Below are 17,826 nucleotides of genomic sequence, written 5' to 3' on the forward strand. Positions count from 1 at the left end.
CATGGTCAGTCTGCGCCTGTCTTTCAGCTTCCCGGAGTACTGCCATTGAATGCGACGACCATCAACAGCCTGTTCTTGATCGGCGCGTTGCTGGTAGGTGCGAGCATTCTGGTGAGCTCACTTTCGTCCCGCCTCGGGATCCCGATTCTGGTGATCATCCTGGCCGTGGGCATGGCTGCCGGCGTCGACGGCGGCGGCATCATCTTCGATAACTACCCAACCGCCTATCTGGTCGGCAACCTCGCGCTGGCCGTGATCCTGCTCGACGGCGGATTACGCACCCGGGTCGCGAGTTTCCGCGTGGCGTTATGGCCGGCGCTGTCGCTGGCCACCGTCGGGGTACTGATCACCACCGGGCTGACCGGCCTGGCCGCGGCCTGGCTGTTCAACCTGAACCTGATCCAGGGTCTGCTGATTGGCGCCATCGTCGGCTCCACCGACGCCGCAGCGGTGTTCTCGCTGCTGGGTGGCAAAGGTCTCAACGAACGGGTGACCGCCAGCCTGGAAATCGAATCCGGCAGCAACGACCCGATGGCGGTGTTTCTCACCGTCACCTTGATCGACATGCTCGCCAGCGGCCAGACCGGCCTGCACTGGAGCCTGCTCACTCACCTGTTTCGTGAGTTCGGCATCGGCGCCATCGTCGGTCTGGGCGGTGGCTGGCTGATGCTGCAAATGGTCAATCGAATCCACCTGGCCACCGGCCTGTACCCGATTCTGGTGATCGCTGGCGGTCTGGTGGTGTTCGCCCTGACCAACGCCTTGCACGGCAGCGGTTTTCTCGCGGTGTACCTGTGTGGCCTGGTGATCGGCAACCGTCCGGTGCGCAGCCGCCACGGCATTCTGCACATGCTCGACGGCATGGCCTGGCTGGCGCAGATCGGTATGTTCCTGGTGCTGGGGCTGCTGGTGACACCCCACGACTTGCTACCCATTGCCCTGCCCGCTCTCGGTCTGGCGCTGTGGATGATTCTGTTTGCACGGCCGCTGTCGGTGATGGTCGGCCTGCTGCCGTTCAAGGCTTTCCATGGGCGCGAGAAGGCCTTTATCTCCTGGGTTGGCCTGCGCGGCGCGGTCCCGATCATTCTGGCGGTGTTCCCGTTGATGGCCGGCCTGCCAAACGCCCAGCTGTACTTCAACCTCGCGTTCTTCATCGTGCTGGTATCGCTGCTGGTGCAAGGCACCAGCCTGCCGTGGGTTGCCAAACTGCTGAAGGTGACGGTTCCACCAGAACCCGCGCCGATCTCTCGGGCCGCCCTTGAAGTGCACGTCACCAGTGAGTGGGAACTGTTCGTGTACCGTCTTGGCGCAGAGAAATGGTGCATCGGCGCCGCCCTTCGCGAGCTGAAAATGCCCGAAGGCACACGTATCGCGGCACTGTTTCGCCGTCAGCAACTGCTCCATCCGTCGGGTAGTACGGTGCTTGAAGTCGGCGACTTGCTCTGCGTTATCGGCCATGAACACAACCTGCCGGCGCTCGGAAAACTCTTCAGTCAGGCGCCGCAACGCGGCCTCGATTTGCGTTTCTTCGGTGACTTCGTTCTGGAAGGCGACGCCCAGCTGGGTGCGGTTTCAGCGCTGTATGGGCTGCAACTCGAAGGGGTCGATCCAGACATGCCGCTCGGTCGCTTCATTACCCAGAAAGTCGGTGGTGCTCCGGTAGTCGGTGACCAGGTGGAATGGAACAACACCATCTGGACGGTCGCGGTCATGGACGGGAACAAGATCGCCAAAGTGGGCGTCAGATTTCCCGAAGGAAGTCGCCCGGGCCCCGGGTTGTTCCTCTAAACTCCTTTTTTCGTTACGTTTTCGATCGGTCTCTATGCCAACTCTGCGCTCATTTTTTGCTATTGCCCTGCTCGGGCTCAGTCTCTCCGTCGGCTCCCTGCAAGCGGCCGAACCGCCGTCCGCCGAGACCGTGCAGAAGAGCCTGGACAAGATTGCCGAGCGCAAACTGCCCGAGGCCGATCAAAAAGCCCTGCAACTGGTGCTTCAACAGACGCTGACTCAACTGTCCAACAGAGACGATTACGAAAAGCGCCTGAACGACCTCAAGCAGCAATTGAGCACTGCGCCCAAGCAGAACATCGAAAACCAGCGCGAGCTGGAACGCCTCAAGGCCAGCAAAGCCGTACCGGTCGAGCAACGTTACGCCAACCTGTCGGTACCACAACTCGAGCAGATGCTCACTGATCGCAGCACCCAGCAAAGCGATCTGCAAAAAGCCCTGGCCGATGCCAACAGCCTGATCATCACCGCCCAGACCCGCCCCGAGCGCGCCCAGGGCGAGATCAGCGCCAGCCAGACGCGCATCCTGCAAATCAACGGCATCCTCAAGCTGGGCAGAGACAACGGCAAAGCCCTTACGAACGAACAACGCGACACACTCAACGCCGAGCTGGCAGCGTTGAATGCGCTGATCCCGCTGCGTCGTCAGGAACTGGCTGGCAACAGTCAACTGCAGGACCTGGGCAACAGCCAACACGACTTGCTGCTGGAAAAAACCGCACGGATGGAGCGGGAGATCCAGGACCTGCAAACCCTGATCAACCAGAAGCGCCTGGCCCAGTCTCAACAGACGGTGACTCAGCAATCGATCGAAGCGCAAAAAGCCGGCGGCAGCAATCTGCTGGCCACGGAAAGCGCTGCCAACCTGAAGCTCTCCGACTACCTGCTCAAAAGCACCGACCGCCTCAACGAACTGACCCAGCAGAACCTGCAAACCAAGCAGCAACTCGACAGCGTGACCCAAAGCGACGCCGCGCTGGACGAGCAGATCAGCGTACTCAAGGGCAGTCTGTTGCTGTCCAAGATTCTCTATAAACAAAAGCAGGCCTTGCCACGGCTCACGCTTGATCGGAACCTGGCCAACGACATCGCCGACATTCGCCTGTACCAGTTCGAGGTCAATCAACAGCGCGAACTGATCAGTACTCCCGGCGCTTATGTGGATAACTTGCTGGCGAGCCAGCCAGCCGATCAGGTCACCCCGCAACTGCGCAAAACCCTGCTCGATCTGGCCGTCACTCGCGCCGACCTGCTGGAGCGCCTGAGCCGCGAACTGAGTGCGCTGCTCAACGAATCCATCACCCTGCAATTGAATCAGAAGCAATTGCTCACCACCGCCCAGAGCCTGCGAGCGACCCTCGACGAACAGATGTTCTGGATTCCCAGCAACAAGCCGCTGGATTTCGAATGGATGCGCGGTGTGCCGGACCGCCTGGAGAAACAGGTCATCACTTTGCCATGGGCTTCGAGCCTGAGCGAGCTTGGCGACGGCCTGACCCAGCGGCCGCTGTTGTTTCTGCCGTTGGTGCTGCTGATCGGCTTCCTGGTCTGGCGACGCAAATACCTCTATGCGCGACTGAACAAGGTGCACCAGGACATCGGTCACTTCAAACGTGACAGTCAATGGCACACACCGCAGGCGATCCTGATCAACGTGTTGCTGGCAATGCCGGTGTCACTGGCCCTGGCCCTGTGCGGTTTCGCCTTGCAGATCGACGCCCGCGGGCAAAACGCCAACCTCGGCGCCGCGCTGCTGCAAATTGCCCAGGCCTGGCTGGTGTTCTACACCGCGTACCGGATCCTTGCGCCGGGTGGCGTGGCGGAACTGCACTTTCGCTGGGACAAACCTCAGGTGGAATTCCTGCGCGGCTGGATCCGCCGTCTTGGCCTGGTGGTGCTGGCGCTGGTGGCGGTCGTGGCGGTTGCCGAATTGCAACCGGCGACCCTGGCGGACGACGTAATCGGTATTGCCGTGGTGCTGACCTGCTATGCCTTGATGGCCTGGTTGCTCAGCCGCCTGCTGATCAACAGCCCGACACATAACAGCGCCTCACTGTTTCGCAAAGCGGTCGGCATTCTATTCACTGTGCTACCGATCGCCTTGTTTATCGCCGTGTGCTTTGGCTATTTCTACACCGCACTGAAACTCAGCGACAGGTTGATCAACACCCTGTACCTGCTGATGTTCTGGCTGATCATCGAAGCCACCTTTGTCCGCGGGCTGGCCGTCGCGGCACGGCGTCTGGCCTACCAGCGCGCCCTGACCAAACGCCAGGCCGCCAAGGAAGCCGGCGACGGTGAAGCGGTTGTCGAAGAACCGACACTGGACATCGAGAAGGTCAACGAACAGTCCCTGCGCCTGATTCGTCTGGCCCTGCTCGGTGGTTTCATCGCTGCGCTGTATTGGGTCTGGAAAGACCTGATCACGGTGTTCTCGTACCTGGACAACATCACGTTGTACGAATACACCAGCGGCGTCGGTGCCAACATGAGCATGGTGCCGATCAGCATCGGCGACATGCTCGGTGCGCTGATCATCATCGGTATTACCGTGGCCCTGGCGCGGAACCTGCCGGGGTTGCTCGAGGTGCTGGTGCTGTCCAAGCTCGATCTGGCCCAGGGCAGCGCCTACGCCACAACCACCCTGCTGACCTATGCGATTGCCGGTGTGGGTTTTGTCTCCACCCTGTCGACCCTCGGCGTGAGCTGGGACAAACTGCAATGGCTGGTCGCAGCACTCTCGGTGGGTCTGGGTTTCGGCATGCAGGAGATCTTCGCCAACTTCATCTCCGGGATCATGATCCTGTTCGAACGTCCGGTACGAATCGGTGACACCATCACCATCGGCAACCTGTCGGGCACGGTGAGCAAAATCCGCATCCGCGCTACCACCATCACCGACTTCGACCGCAAGGACATCATTGTCCCGAACAAGACGTTCATCACCGGGCAACTGATCAACTGGTCGCTGACCGACACCGTGACCCGGGTAACCCTCAAGCTGGGCGTCGGCTACGATTCGGACCTGGAGCTGGTGCGAACCCTGCTGCTCAGAGCCGCCATGGAAAACCCGCGCGTGCTGAAGGACCCTACGCCCTCGGTATTTTTCCTGAACTTCGGTGAAAGCACCCTCGATCACGAGCTGCGTATTCATGTCCGAGACCTCGGCGACCGTAACCCGGCACTCGATGAAATCAACCGGTTCATCAACAGCGAGTTCAAGAAGCACAACATCAACATCGCTTTCCGTCAGGTGGATATCCACCTGAAAAACCTGACAGGCCAGGAACAGCTGTTGCTGACCAGCGATGCGGCCAAACCCGCCACGTCTCCCGATAAAGGCAAGACCCCACCCGAGCCACCGTCGGTGCATCTCGACTGACTGGACGCCACGTGCCATTCCCCAGCAGAATGCTCGGACATTTTGCTGGAGATGGCCGTTGAAAGCCCTCGACGAACTGACCTTCGACAACCGCTTCGCCCGCCTGGGCGATGCGCTCTCAACCCACGTACTGCCTGAGCCCATCGGCGAACCACGACTGGTGGTTGCCAGCCCTGCGGCCATGGCCCTGCTGGACCTGGACCCGGGCGTTGCCGAGACGCCGGTGTTCGCCGAACTGTTCGGCGGTCACAAGCTATGGGCAGAAGCCGAGCCGCGGGCGATGGTCTATTCCGGGCACCAGTTCGGCTCCTATAACCCGCAATTGGGCGACGGTCGCGGGCTGCTGCTGGGCGAGGTCTACAACGAGGCCGGCGAACACTGGGACTTGCACCTCAAGGGTGCCGGGCAAACGCCGTACTCGCGCATGGGCGATGGTCGCGCGGTGCTGCGTTCGTCGATTCGCGAGTTCCTGGCGTCTGAAGCGTTGCACGCCCTGGGCATCCCGACCACCCGCGCACTGTGCGTGATCGGTTCGAACACCCCGGTCTGGCGTGAGAAACAGGAACGGGCGGCAATGGTCCTGCGCCTGGCGCAGAGCCATGTGCGCTTTGGGCACTTCGAGTACTTCTACTACACCAAACGGCCCGAACAGCAGAAAGCACTCGGCGAGCACGTATTGGCGATGCACTTCCCCGAGTGCCTGGAACAACCGGAACCCTACCTGGCGATGTTCCGCGAAGTCGTCGAGCGCAACGCCGAGCTGATCGCCAAATGGCAGGCTTATGGTTTCTGCCACGGGGTGATGAACACCGACAACATGTCGATCCTGGGCGTCACTTTCGACTTCGGCCCGTTTGCCTTCCTGGACGACTTTGACGCGAATTTCATCTGCAACCATTCCGATGATCAGGGTCGCTACTCGTTCAGCAATCAGGTGCCGATCGGCCAATGGAACCTCAGCGCGCTGGCCCAGGCCCTGACAACGTTCATCAGCGTCGACGCTCTACGCGAAACCCTCGGCTTGTACTTCCCGCTGTATCAGGCTCACTACCTGGACTTGATGCGCCGTCGCCTCGGCTTGACCACTGGCGAAGAAGACGACCAGAAACTGGTCGAAAAACTGCTGCAACTGATGCAAAACAGTGGCGTCGACTACAACCTGTTTTTCCGCCGTCTGGGCGATCAAGCCGCGGAGCTTGCCGTCGCCCGCTTGCGCGACGACTTCGTCGACATCAAGGGTTTCGATGCCTGGGCCGAGCTCTACTGCGCGCGCGTCGCCCGCGACGGCAACAGCGATCAAGCACAGCGCCGCACCCGCATGCACGCGGTCAACCCGCTCTACATCCTGCGCAACTACCTGGCACAGAAAGCCATCGACGCGGCAGAAAGTGGCGACTACGCAGAGGTTCGCCGCCTGCACACGGTACTGAGCAAACCGTTCGAAGAACAGCCAGGCATGGACAGCTACGCCGAGCGCCCGCCTGAGTGGGGTAAGCACCTGGAGATCAGTTGCTCGTCGTGAGGACGGTCAGATGAAGGTTTCCACGGCCACTCTGAAGCCACGCACTGCAAACAGTCACATGGCCATGATGCGCAACAACTTGCGCAACGCGCCTGTGGATAACTTGGTTTTAATCAAGCTTGCAGCATCGCCTGTATGGCTTTCAAGGCACTGCGCAACTTCTTGCGCTGTGGTGCGCAAGAAGTTGCGCAATTTTCTTGACGAAACACCGATATTCGCCAGATAAAAAACATAACTTGTTGATTTTTATAGATTAAATTTAAATGGCATGAAGCTTGATCACCACTCTGTACTCCCTGGGCAATTTCATCCCTCGGGCACCTTTGGTTTATCAGGCTAGGAAAACACACATGCCAACACCCGCGTATCTATGCATCACTGGCGAAAAACAAGGTCTGATTACAGCTGGCACATTTACCCAGGACTCTGTCGGCAACATCTACCAGGAAGGTCACGAAGATCAGATTCTGGTTCAGGCTTTTCAGCATCAGGTCACCATTCCCAGAGACCCACAATCTGGCCAACCGACTGGCCAGCGCGTACATCAGCCCCTGATGATCACCAAAGTTTTCGACAAGTCTTCGCCGTTGATCTTTAGCGCACTGACCTCCGGTGAAAGGCTGGAGAACTGCCACTTGGCGTGGTATCGCACATCCAATGCAGGCACTCAGGAGCACTATTTCAGCATTGAGTTGGTCGATGCACTGATCGTTGAGGTCCAGTCACGTATGCCAAACTGCCAGGATCCGAACATGTCGCACTTTACTCATCTGGAAGACGTGTACTTCACCTACCGCAAAATCATTTGGACCCACGAAGTATCGGGCACTTCCGGTTCTGACGATTGGCGCGCCCCAATCCACAGCTAAGTCAGATTGCTCAAGTGCTTGCATCGGCCAGCCCTACTGACCGGTGCAAAACTTTCGCGTCAGGGGCACTCGCAAGGCGACACGTCATAAGAACTACAAATCATCGCACCGCCTCGCTCGATTCGCTTCAATGTGCCCCACGAACAAAGCAAAAAAACCAAGTGCGCAACTTCTTGCGCACTCACCTTCTGAAAAACATCGACCATTCCTGCTCCAGGCCACGCCACACAAGGCCTGCAGCCAAGTGCGCAAGAAGTTGCGCAGTACTGTGCAACTTCTTGCGCACATTAGCGACTTTTCCTACAGGCAAACCGGACAAGCCCGACACTGATATCGCATACATCATTGATTTATATACGAAATGTACTACATGGCACGAAGCTTGATATGTAGGAGTACCCACCGGGCGATCTCGCCTCCCGGGCACCCTCATTTATTTAGCAAGGAGAGCATCCATGGCTACACCAGCGTATATGTCCATCACTGGCACCAAACAAGGCCTGATCACCGCCGGTGCATTCACCGCTGATTCGGTTGGCAACACCTACCAGGAAGGTCACGAAGACCAGGTCATGGTTCAGGGTTTCAGCCACGAAGTGATCATCCCGCGTGACCCGCAGTCCGGCCAACCAACCGGCCAGCGCGTTCACAAGCCAGTAAAAATCACCAAGGTGTTCGACAAGTCCTCGCCACTGCTGCTGGCTGCGCTGACTTCCGGCGAGCGCCTGACCGAAATCACCATCCAGTGGTACCGCACTTCGGCTGCCGGCACCCAGGAACACTACTTCACCACCAAGCTTGAAGACGCGATCATCGTCGACATCAAAGACTACATGCACAACTGCCAAGACCCGTCGAACTCGCACTTCACTCACCTGGAAGACGTAGAGTTCACCTACCGCAAAATCACCTGGACCCACGAAGTATCCGGTACTTCGGGTTCCGATGACTGGCGTTCCCCGGTCGCTGGCTAAGTCTGGCCGACCGTTTCAAAACATCGGCCAGCTCTGCTGGTCGATGTTGTTTGCGCCACCCAAGAATTCTTGCCTTCGTTGATCGCCCAAACGGCTATCGATGGATGCCGCAGCACTGCACGAGGAACAACGGATGTTCGCGCCGGCCAACCAGACTCACTTCGCCCTGACCGTAGAAGGTCTGGCGAACGATCTCCAGGTACTTGCCCTCACCGGTCGAGAAGCCATCAGTCAGCCATTTCAGTTCGACGTCGAACTGGTCAGCGAAAACCCGTCTCTGGACCTCGAAAGCCTGTTGCACAAACCGGCGTTTTTGCAGCTCGCGCAAAACGGCACGGGCATTCACGGGCAGATCTATCGCGTGGCCCAAGGCGATGCCGGTAAACGCCTGACCCGCTACTCGGTGACCCTGCGCCCGCAGTTGTCTTACCTGGCGCACCGCATCAACCAACGCATCTTCCAGAACCTCAGCGTGCCGAAAATCATCGGCCAGGTCCTCGAAGAGCACGGCATCCAGAGCAACGCCTACGAATTCAAAGTCGGGGCGATTTATCCCGAGCGCGTGTACTGCGTTCAGTACGATGAGTCGGACCTGCATTTCATCCAGCGCCTGTGCGAGGAAGAAGGTATTCATTACCACTTTCAGCACAGCGCCACCGCCCACAAGCTGGTGTTCGGCGATGACCAGACGGTGTTCCCGAAACTCGCGCCCGTGGCCTACCAGCAAGACTCCGGCATGGTCGCCAACGACCCGGTGATCAAACGCTTCGACCTGCGCCTGGAAACCCGCACCAGCCGCACCACGCGCCGTGACTACGACTTCGAAAAACCGCGCATCACCCTCGAAAGCGAGTCCCGCGGCGACACCAAACCTGACCTTGAAGACTACGACTACCCAGGGCGCTTCATCGACCGCGAACGCGGCAAGCACCTGGCCAAGCGAAACCTTGAACGGCATCGCAGCGACTACCAATTGGCAGAAGGCAAAAGCGATCAGCCGCTGCTGGTCAGCGGGCATTTCCTGGCCCTGAGCCAACACCCCAAAGCCAAGTGGAACGATCTCTGGCTGCTCACTGAAATCCTTCACGAAGGCAAGCAGCCGCAGGTGCTCGAAGAGTCGGTGACCAGCGACACCACCGACCTCAAGGATGACTTCCACCAGGGCTACCGCAACCGCTTTCAGGCCACGCCCTGGGACGTGCCCAACCGTCCGCCGCTGGTGCACCCGAAACCGCGCATTCTCGGCAGCCAGAGCGCGGTGGTCACCGGCCCCAAAGGTGAAGAGATCCACTGCGACCAGTACGGTCGGGTGAAGGTGCAATTTCACTGGGACCGCGAAGGCCAGGCCGACGACAAGACCAGCTGCTGGCTGCGCGTCTCGTCCGCCTGGGCCGGCGCCCACTACGGCGGTATCGCCATCCCGCGCATCGGCATGGAAGTGCTGGTGACCTTCCTCGAAGGCGACCCCGACCAGCCGCTGATCAGCGGCTGCCTGTACCACAAGGAAAACGTCGTTCCGTACGACCTGCCGGCGAACAAGACCCGCAGCACCTTCAAAACCCTCAGCTCGCCCGGTGGCGGTGGCTACAACGAGCTGCGCATCGAAGACAAGAAAGGCCAGGAGCAGATATTCCTGCACGCCCAGCGTGACTGGGATGAAAACATCGAACACGACCAGAAGATCCGCGTCGGCAACGAACGCCACGACACCGTCGAGGCCAACAGCTACAGCGAGTTCAAGGCCGAAGAACACCACACCGTCTACGCCGACCGCAAAGTCGAAACCCGCGCCAACGACCACCTGACCGTCGGCGTGAACCAGCACATCAAGATCGGCACCGGCCAGTTCATCGAAGCCGGTCAGGAAATCCACCTCAGCAGCGGCCTGAAAGTGGTGCTTGAAGCCGGCAGCGAACTGACCCTCAAGGGCGGCGGCAGCTTCATCAAGATCGACGCCGGCGGCGTGACCCTCAGTGGCCCGGCGATCAACATGAACAGCGGCGGCAGCCCCGGCAGCGGAACCGCAGCGGCGCCGTTGATGCCCGGCGTACTCAAACAAGCCGATGCCGACCAGGCCGGCGCCGTACTGACCCCGGCGCAGATCAACACCCTCAAGCGCAACGCGCCGTTCTGTGAAGAGTGCGAAAAGTGCAAGGCAGGTGCCTGTGCAATCTGATCGCCTGACACCCCGGAGCTGGCTCGCCAGCCGCCCACTGCAAGCCGGCGAGCGCCTGTACCTGATCATCAGCAACGCCAGCGATGCGGCGCCACTCAACGCCTTTTACCAGCAAGAAGCGACCACCGAACTGATCCCGATCTGGGGCGGCACACCTTATGCCGACTGGCAGCCGGTGATGCCGTACCTCGCCGAGCTGAAACCCGGCTCGGCATTCCTCGAATGGGTTGCCGAAACCGACGCCGAAGACTGGGGTTGGCTGGCGGTTTCCAGCAGTGCGCCGGACGTGGTGTTCGAACACTTGCGCAGCCTGACCCAGGTGCGCATGCCGGACGGCAGCGAGGTTTTTTTCCGCTTCTGGGACGGCCGACATATCTACCCGATCCTCGACGGTCTCGGCGCCGGGGCCGGTGAAATTCTGCCGGTGTTCGAGCGCTACCTGATCAATGGTCAACCCCTGGAAGTCGGCGCCCGCGGCGTGCCACCGGCCAAGGTGTGGCCGTGGTGGGAAGTGCCGCAGGGGTTGCTTGATCGGCTCGCGGCCAAAGACCCATCGACCCTGATCGACAACCTGATGCAATGGCTGAGCGAGGAACGCCCAGACATCTACGCCGCTTATCCCGAGAGCAACCTGAGGCTCAAAGTCGCCCATTTCGTGCGCCGCCCCGATGCTCCGAACCCCCTTAATGAAACACTGCTAAACCACCTGATTCTGGAGCAAGGCTGATGGATCGCGTTGCCTACGTCGACAACCAACTGAGTACCTTCAAGGACAGCCTGACGCTGTACCGCGAGCAAACCCAAACCTGGTACGCCAAAGCGGCCGACAAGGTCAGTCGGGCGACCGATATGCCCTCGCTGCTGGGCATGGAGCGGGTGCTCAAGGTCGGAAACACCAGCAAATCGGTCACCATGACCGACGGTGACTTCTCGAGCGTGGCCCAGTGCCCGCTCAAGGGGCCGCTGCTGATCGAAAGCAAATTCGAATCGGTCTATGACATCCCGATCGGCGACATCGAAGTCGAAATCGTTGCGGTGGAAGGTGGTGCGGTCAGCAAAGTCAAACTGGACGCCAAGGGCAAAGCCAGCTGGACCGGTGGTGTGCCGGGCAAGTTCTACAAGATCCGGGTTCACAATGAAGTGACACCGGCTCAGATCGATACCTTGTTCAAATCCTATGACGGCCTGACCGGTCAGCTGGAAGGTTTCCTGCGCAAGGAATGGGCAGGGTTCAAACCTCAATGGGCGACCCAGTCCGCTTCGTCTGCCGCCATGGCCGTCGGCAACGGCATCCTGGAAGGCGGTTGGGAAGCGATCAAGGGGGTGTGGGACGGGATCAGCATGGTGCTCGATATCCTGCAAGATCCAGGAAAGTTCGCTAAAGACCTCGGGGCTGGCGCCCAGAAACTGAAAGACCTGGCCCTGCAAGCACCCGACGTCATGAAAAAGGCCATGCTGCTTGCCAGTGACGAGGCCGCCCTGTTCCTGATGGTGCGCAGCGCCCTCATCTGGTTGGCCGGCTTACCACCGACACAGATGGCTGGCAAAGCCGCGAAAGTGGCGACAGCAGCCGTCGTCGGGATCGCGATCGACATCGTGATTTCGATAGTGCTGACCATTGCAGCGGAAGGTACCGGCGTCATTTACCTCGCAGCGCGGCTGAAAAATTACGGCGAAATCGTTATCAAGGCCGTGACCGGTTTTGTCGAGTCCGTGTTCAAGATCATCAAAGGCTTCATGGAGTACGTCGAGAAATACACCGCTGTTGCAGCGCGTGGTGTGACGGCTCAGATGAAGAAAGGTTTGGCGCAGTTGCGCTTCGATGGCAAGCGCAACTCGAAACTGGAGAAAGCTGAAAAGCCCCACCACGACGCGTCCAAACAGTCAAAAAACCCCGACGAAAAAAGCGCGACGTGCGCCAAGAAGACCTGCACCAACGGCTGCCCGGTCTCCATGGTCACCGGTGAAGAACTGCTGACCCTGACCGATGGCCAACTCAACGGCCTGCTGCCCTTCGAGTGGACTCGCCTCTACCGCACCAGCGCCGCTGAAATCGATTGCGGCCTCGGCTACGGATGGAGCCACGCACTGGCGCAACGCGTCGACATCGAAGGCGACGACGTGGTCTGGACCGACCACGAAAACCGTGTCACGACGTTCCCGCTGCCAAGCGTGCAACGCCCGGCGATCACCAACAGCCTGTCGGAAGCGGCGATTTTCCTCGGTGACGATCCGTCCGAGCTGATCCTCACTCAGGCCGGCGAACGCGCCCGGTTCTACCACTTCCGCTACAACAGCAAAGGCGCGACGCTGATCGCCATCAGCGACGATTACGGCAACCGTCTGCACATCACTCGTGACATTCACGGGCGCATCAAACGGGTCGACAACGGCGCCGGTCGTGCCTTGCTCCTGCGTTACGACCGCAAACACATCATCGCCGTCGACTATCAGCAGTTCAGCCCAGCCGACAACCTGGAAGATGCCTGGAGCACGATCCAGACACTGATCACTTATAGCTACGACGCACAGTGGCGCCTGATCGAGGCGAAGAACGCTGCCGGTGAAGCCGAGCGCTATGCCTACAACGATCAGAACGTGATCCTTGAACGGCAACTGGCCGGTGGCGCGAGCTTCTTCTGGGAATGGGAAAAAGAAGGCAAGTCGGCGCGCTGCATCCATCACTGGGCGAGCTTCTCGCAGATGGATGCGCACTACGTCTGGGATGACAAGGGCAGCGTCACCGTTACCAACGCGGACGGCAGCGAAGAGATCTACACCCACGACGATCAGGCGCGGTTGGTCAGCAAAGTCGACCCGGATGGTGCCGAACACCTCAAGGCCTATGACGACAAGGGTCGCTTGATCGCCGAAAAAGACCCGCTGGGGGCGGTGACCGAGTACCACTACAACGAAGCCGGTCGCATGACTGCCGTTGTTCCGCCAGAGGATGAGCCGACCTCCTACGAGTACAGTGACGGTTTCGTCAGTGAAGTCCATCGTGGCAAGGCGACCTGGAAATACCAGCGCAACAACCAGGGCGACATTACCCAACAGATCGATCCAGATGGCAACGCAACGTCCTACAGCTACGACCGCCAAGGCCGTCTACTGGAGATCCGCCACCCGGACGGTAGCCGCCATCAACTGGGCTGGAACAACCTCGGCCAACTACTGGAAGAACGCCTGCCGGACGGCGGCCAACGCAAATACCGCTACGACGCCCTCGGGCGGCAGATCACCCGTCAGGAAGAAAGCGGCGCCATCACCCACTACCAATGGGACAACGCCAACCGCCTCGCGCAAATCACCCTGCCCGGCGGCGCCACCCGTGCCTTCAGCTACAACCCTTATGGCCGCGTTACCGCCGAACGCGATGAACTGGGTCGCGTCACCCGCTACGAATACGCCGACGGTTTGCATCTGGTCAGCCGCCGTATCAACCCGGACGGCAGCCAGCTGCGTTATCGCTATGACAACTCGCGGCTACTACTCAGCGAGATCGAAAACGAACGTGGCGAGCACTACCACCTCGATTACTACGCCAACGGCCTGATCCAGCAGGAAACCGGCTTCGACGGGCGGCGTACCGCTTACGAATATGACCTGAATGGCCAACTGCTGAAGAAAACCGAATTCGGCGACGACGGCAGCGAACTGGTCACCGAATATCAACGCGATGCAGCCGGCCGCTTGCTGGTAAAAACCCTGGCCGATGGTGAAGCCATTCACTACAGCTACGACGCCCTCGGTCGGTTGGTGAACGTCGACGACGGTCACTGGCCGCTCGCCTACGAGTACGACCTGCAAGACCGCCTGATCACCGAGCATCAGGGCTGGGGCACCCTGCGTTATGAGTACGACACGCTCGGCCAGTTGAGCCATTGCCGCCTGCCCGACGGCAGCAAGCTCGACTATCGCCACCAAACCGGCGGCCGCCTGAGCAGCATCGACCTCAACGGCGCGCGCCTGACCACCCACCAGTTCAGCGCCGGCCGCGAACAGCAGCGCCAGCAAGGCCTGCTGCTCAGCCAATACCAGTACGACGAACAAGGCCGGTTGCAGGCGCACAGCGTCAGCCAGCAGGAACGCAACCTGTTCCAGCGCCGCTACGCCTACGACGCCAACGGCAATCTCGCGGGCATCGATGACAGCCGCAAGGGCAATCGCAGCTACCACTACGACCCGCTCGACCGGCTGATCAACGTACGCGGCAGTACCCCGGAAACCTTCGCCCACGACCCGGCCGGTAACCTGCTGGGCCAAGGCGACCAGCCCGCCGCCAACCTGGCCAACGTCAAAGGCAACCGCCTGCTGATGCAGGGCGACCGCCATTACGACTACGACGCCTACGGCAACCTGACCCGCGAACGCCGCGGCACCGGGCAGAAACTCGTCACCGTGTACCGCTACGACTGCCAGCACCGCCTGATCGGCGTCAGCCTGCCCGGTGGCAGCAACGCCACCTACAAGTACGACGCCTTCGGCCGCCGTATCGCCAAGACCGTCGATGGCCACACCACCGAGTTCCTCTGGCAAGGCGAACGGCTGATCGCCGAAAGCGCCAACAACCGCTACCGCAGCTACATCTACGAACCCGGCACCTTCCGCCCCTTGGCCATGCTCGACGGCGAAGGCCCGCTTAAGGCCGAACCGTTCTACTACCAACTCGACCACCTCGGCACCCCGCAGGAACTCACCGACTACAGCGGCGAGATCATGTGGTCCGCCAAGTACCGCGCCTATGGCAACCTGGCCACGCTGGACGTCGCCGAAATTGACAACCCGCTGCGCTTTCAGGGTCAGTATTTCGATGCTGAGACGGGCTTACACTACAACCGGCATCGCTACTACAATCCGGGCACCGGACGGTTTTTGACGCCGGATCCGATCAAGCTGGCTGGGGGGTTGAACAACTACCAGTACGTGCCTAACCCTACGGGGTGGGTGGATCCGTTGGGGTTGAATAGCAATTGCCCTGGAAGTGAAAATAATCCTCTATGCGGTAAACCGGGCGAGCCGACACCTCCCGAGGTTTCTCGAAATGGCGCTTTCAAGCAGGCGAAATCCGCAGCCGGGATTCCAAGAACGCAACACCCAGACCCTGTGTACGACCCCACAACAGGGAAAACGAGCCAATATAAGTATGTAAGAATGACAGACAAAGCTGGTGAAAGTATTTTGAACAGTGAGGGGAAACCGATACTCACCAAAGAGTACCAATACACGCGCGCTGATGGTTCAAAAGTGATCATTCAAGACCACACCGCCGGCCACCAATATCATGAGCCCGGAAACGTAGGCGACCAGACCGCGCATTTGAATTTAAGGCCGATTGAAAACACTAGAACTGGTAAAGTTCCCGGTGCAAAAGACCACTTCTATTTCAAGGAATAAAAATGAATTCTTGGAACGAGCTCGATGGAAGCACATTCTTTAACAAGATTTTCACGGCCCCTGTAGCCATTGGAAGCATTGAGCTATTCACAATAAACATCGACAACAGCAGACCAACTATAATACTGGAGTTTGACATTCCAGAATATCCGGACACACCTCCAGAAAAATGGAAAAAATCCGGCTTCAACACGTGTCGCATTGGCCTAAACTGTGGTGACATTAGCGAACTAATAATAAAGAACGTACCAACAAAGGAAAAACTAAATATAAAAATCACACAAAAAGAAAACCTCTTCAAAATTCACGCGTCAAATAATGATTCGCTGATCGAGTTCACAACCAAATTCCCACTACTATGCGGACCTTCAGCATATATAAACACTTTAGATCACAAACTCGTATAAGCACCTCCATAGAGTTCATAATAAAACATTCCCCACACCACCTTTCTATTTTTTTGCGCAGTAAACAACCAAATTCAAAACACAAGGAAGTCATTGTTTGAATCTCAATACACCACTGTGCAAATCCGTCGGTGCGATGGTTGCTGCTTTTTTTGTCACCTGCAACGCCTGGGCTCTAGAGCCCCGCGAGATGTATGCGGCGATGAAAACAGGGGCGTGCACGCCCAACTCCGAACGGTTGCATGAACAAGCCGTCAATGGCGTGGTAGAGGCTCAACTGGAGTTCGGTCGCGCTATCAACCAGAACCTTTGCGGTGTGGTTGAAAGCTGGTCTCCGGGCATGCCTGAAGAATGGTTCCGCAAAGCCGCCGAGCAAGGCAATGCCGAAGCGCAAGCCGAGCTAGGAAACGAACTGGTAGGTAATCGGACGGTTGAGGGCGAAGATGAGGGCGTTTACTGGTACCTGAAAGCCATTGAACAAGGGAACGCTGCAGCCCAGTTCAGCCTGGCCCAGATTTACCATCGGGGCGGTCGATCGATACATAATCTCAAGGACATGAACAAGGCGTTGCAGTATTACAACCAGGCAGCGGCGCAGGGCGATGTGTCGGCATACATGCTGTTAGGTGGTATCTACGAAGAAGGTAAAGAGGTACCCGAAGATAATGCTGTAGCTGTTCAGTGGTACCGAAAGGCTGCGGAAGCTGGCGATTCCTATGGGCAGCTCAACCTCGCCGATATGATCGCCGAGGGACGAGGTGTCAGCCGTGATGACAAGGAGGCTTTTGCCTGGTACAGCAAATCAGCAGCGCAAGGCAATGAGTTTTCCCAATACAGAATGGGACGGATGCTGGAGCATGGAATTGGCACCACTCGCAACGAACACAAGGCCGCCCAGCTCTACCAACAAGCCGCCGAAGCTCAATTAGGTAAAGCACAGCTTGCACTGGGGAAAATGTACGCGACAGGACGAGGCGGTCTACCAAAGAGCAAAGCCAAGGCGAAATACTGGATGATCAAGGCCATTGATCGAGGAGCCCCCCAGGCTGAAGAGGAGCTTCAGAAGCTTTGAATCAGAAAGGGACAGAGGACGTTACCTTAAGCGTGATACTCAACCACAAACGTGGACTGTCCCTTAATGGCCAAAACATGGTCTCCCCTAAAGACTAGAGTTTCGCACAAATGAAACAAAGCGAGCTGTATGAGGCATCCACACGCTGTGGCTTTACCGTAATATTATTCACCGACCACCCAAATTTTTTCTCCTCTTGGTCGATTACTGTCAAAAGAAATGAAAACACCTACATGATC

11 protein-coding genes are annotated in these 17,826 nt (G+C 58.6%); all 11 read left to right on the forward strand.

Features of this window, described 5'->3' with window-relative positions; genetic code table 11:
- Positions 1-45 precede the first annotated feature (45 nt).
- The 11 genes from AC1RKH_RS06160 to AC1RKH_RS06210 all read left to right on the forward strand — a co-directional run bounded on the left by AC1RKH_RS06160 (position 46) and on the right by AC1RKH_RS06210 (position 17,587).
- Positions 46-1,788 carry a potassium/proton antiporter gene (locus AC1RKH_RS06160; RefSeq protein WP_493062051.1) on the forward strand — a complete coding sequence of 581 codons (1,743 nt, stop codon included), beginning with the start codon at positions 46-48 and terminating at the stop codon, positions 1,786-1,788.
- A gap of 34 nt (positions 1,789-1,822) precedes the next feature.
- Positions 1,823-5,170, forward strand: coding sequence for a mechanosensitive channel MscK (mscK, locus tag AC1RKH_RS06165; RefSeq protein ID WP_493062050.1), 3,348 nt, complete (start codon positions 1,823-1,825; stop codon positions 5,168-5,170).
- A gap of 58 nt (positions 5,171-5,228) precedes the next feature.
- Positions 5,229-6,692, forward strand: coding sequence for a protein adenylyltransferase SelO (gene selO / locus AC1RKH_RS06170; protein ID WP_493062049.1), 1,464 nt, complete (start codon positions 5,229-5,231; stop codon positions 6,690-6,692).
- 10 nt (positions 6,693-6,702) lie between these two features.
- Positions 6,703-6,918 (forward strand): hypothetical protein, encoded by a 216-nt coding sequence (locus AC1RKH_RS06175; protein ID WP_493062048.1) that lies wholly within the window; start codon positions 6,703-6,705, stop codon positions 6,916-6,918.
- Between the two features lie 124 nt (positions 6,919-7,042).
- Positions 7,043-7,561: an Hcp family type VI secretion system effector gene (locus AC1RKH_RS06180; RefSeq protein WP_493062047.1), complete on the forward strand. Its 519-nt coding sequence runs from the start codon at positions 7,043-7,045 to the stop codon at positions 7,559-7,561.
- A gap of 455 nt (positions 7,562-8,016) precedes the next feature.
- A complete protein-coding gene (locus AC1RKH_RS06185) occupies positions 8,017-8,535 on the forward strand; it encodes an Hcp family type VI secretion system effector (protein ID WP_123423869.1) in 519 nt (172 codons plus the stop codon).
- A 133-nt stretch (positions 8,536-8,668) separates the two neighbouring features.
- On the forward strand, positions 8,669-10,711 hold the full coding sequence (locus AC1RKH_RS06190) for a type VI secretion system Vgr family protein (RefSeq protein WP_493062249.1): 2,043 nt from the start codon (positions 8,669-8,671) through the stop codon (positions 10,709-10,711).
- Positions 10,701-11,438 (forward strand): DUF4123 domain-containing protein, encoded by a 738-nt coding sequence (locus AC1RKH_RS06195; protein ID WP_493062046.1) that lies wholly within the window; start codon positions 10,701-10,703, stop codon positions 11,436-11,438. Before AC1RKH_RS06190 ends, AC1RKH_RS06195 begins: the two co-directional genes overlap by 11 nt.
- Complete coding sequence (locus tag AC1RKH_RS06200) at positions 11,438-16,108, forward strand: RHS repeat-associated core domain-containing protein (protein WP_493062045.1); 4,671 nt, start codon at positions 11,438-11,440, stop codon at positions 16,106-16,108. Before AC1RKH_RS06195 ends, AC1RKH_RS06200 begins: the two co-directional genes overlap by 1 nt.
- A 2-nt stretch (positions 16,109-16,110) precedes the next feature.
- Positions 16,111-16,515 (forward strand): Imm50 family immunity protein, encoded by a 405-nt coding sequence (locus AC1RKH_RS06205; protein ID WP_493062044.1) that lies wholly within the window; start codon positions 16,111-16,113, stop codon positions 16,513-16,515.
- Between the two features lie 97 nt (positions 16,516-16,612).
- Positions 16,613-17,587: a tetratricopeptide repeat protein gene (locus AC1RKH_RS06210; protein ID WP_493062043.1), complete on the forward strand. Its 975-nt coding sequence runs from the start codon at positions 16,613-16,615 to the stop codon at positions 17,585-17,587.
- The last annotated feature ends 239 nt before the right edge of the window (positions 17,588-17,826 follow it).

The sequence above is a fragment of the Pseudomonas sp. GW822-FHT06B12 genome (assembly GCF_058799675.1).

Bases quoted from the DNA above. Each gene is read 5' to 3' on its own strand.
- AC1RKH_RS06180 (WP_493062047.1), top strand. From the start codon at position 7,043: ATGCCAACACCCGCGTATCTATGCATCACTGGCGAAAAACAAGGTCTG.
- AC1RKH_RS06190 (WP_493062249.1), top strand. From the start codon at position 8,669: ATGTTCGCGCCGGCCAACCAGACTCACTTCGCCCTGACCGTAGAAGGT.
- AC1RKH_RS06205 (WP_493062044.1), top strand. From the start codon at position 16,111: ATGAATTCTTGGAACGAGCTCGATGGAAGCACATTCTTTAACAAGATT.
- mscK (WP_493062050.1), top strand. From the start codon at position 1,823: ATGCCAACTCTGCGCTCATTTTTTGCTATTGCCCTGCTCGGGCTCAGT.
- AC1RKH_RS06175 (WP_493062048.1), top strand. From the start codon at position 6,703: ATGAAGGTTTCCACGGCCACTCTGAAGCCACGCACTGCAAACAGTCAC.
- AC1RKH_RS06185 (WP_123423869.1), top strand. From the start codon at position 8,017: ATGGCTACACCAGCGTATATGTCCATCACTGGCACCAAACAAGGCCTG.
- AC1RKH_RS06200 (WP_493062045.1), top strand. From the start codon at position 11,438: ATGGATCGCGTTGCCTACGTCGACAACCAACTGAGTACCTTCAAGGAC.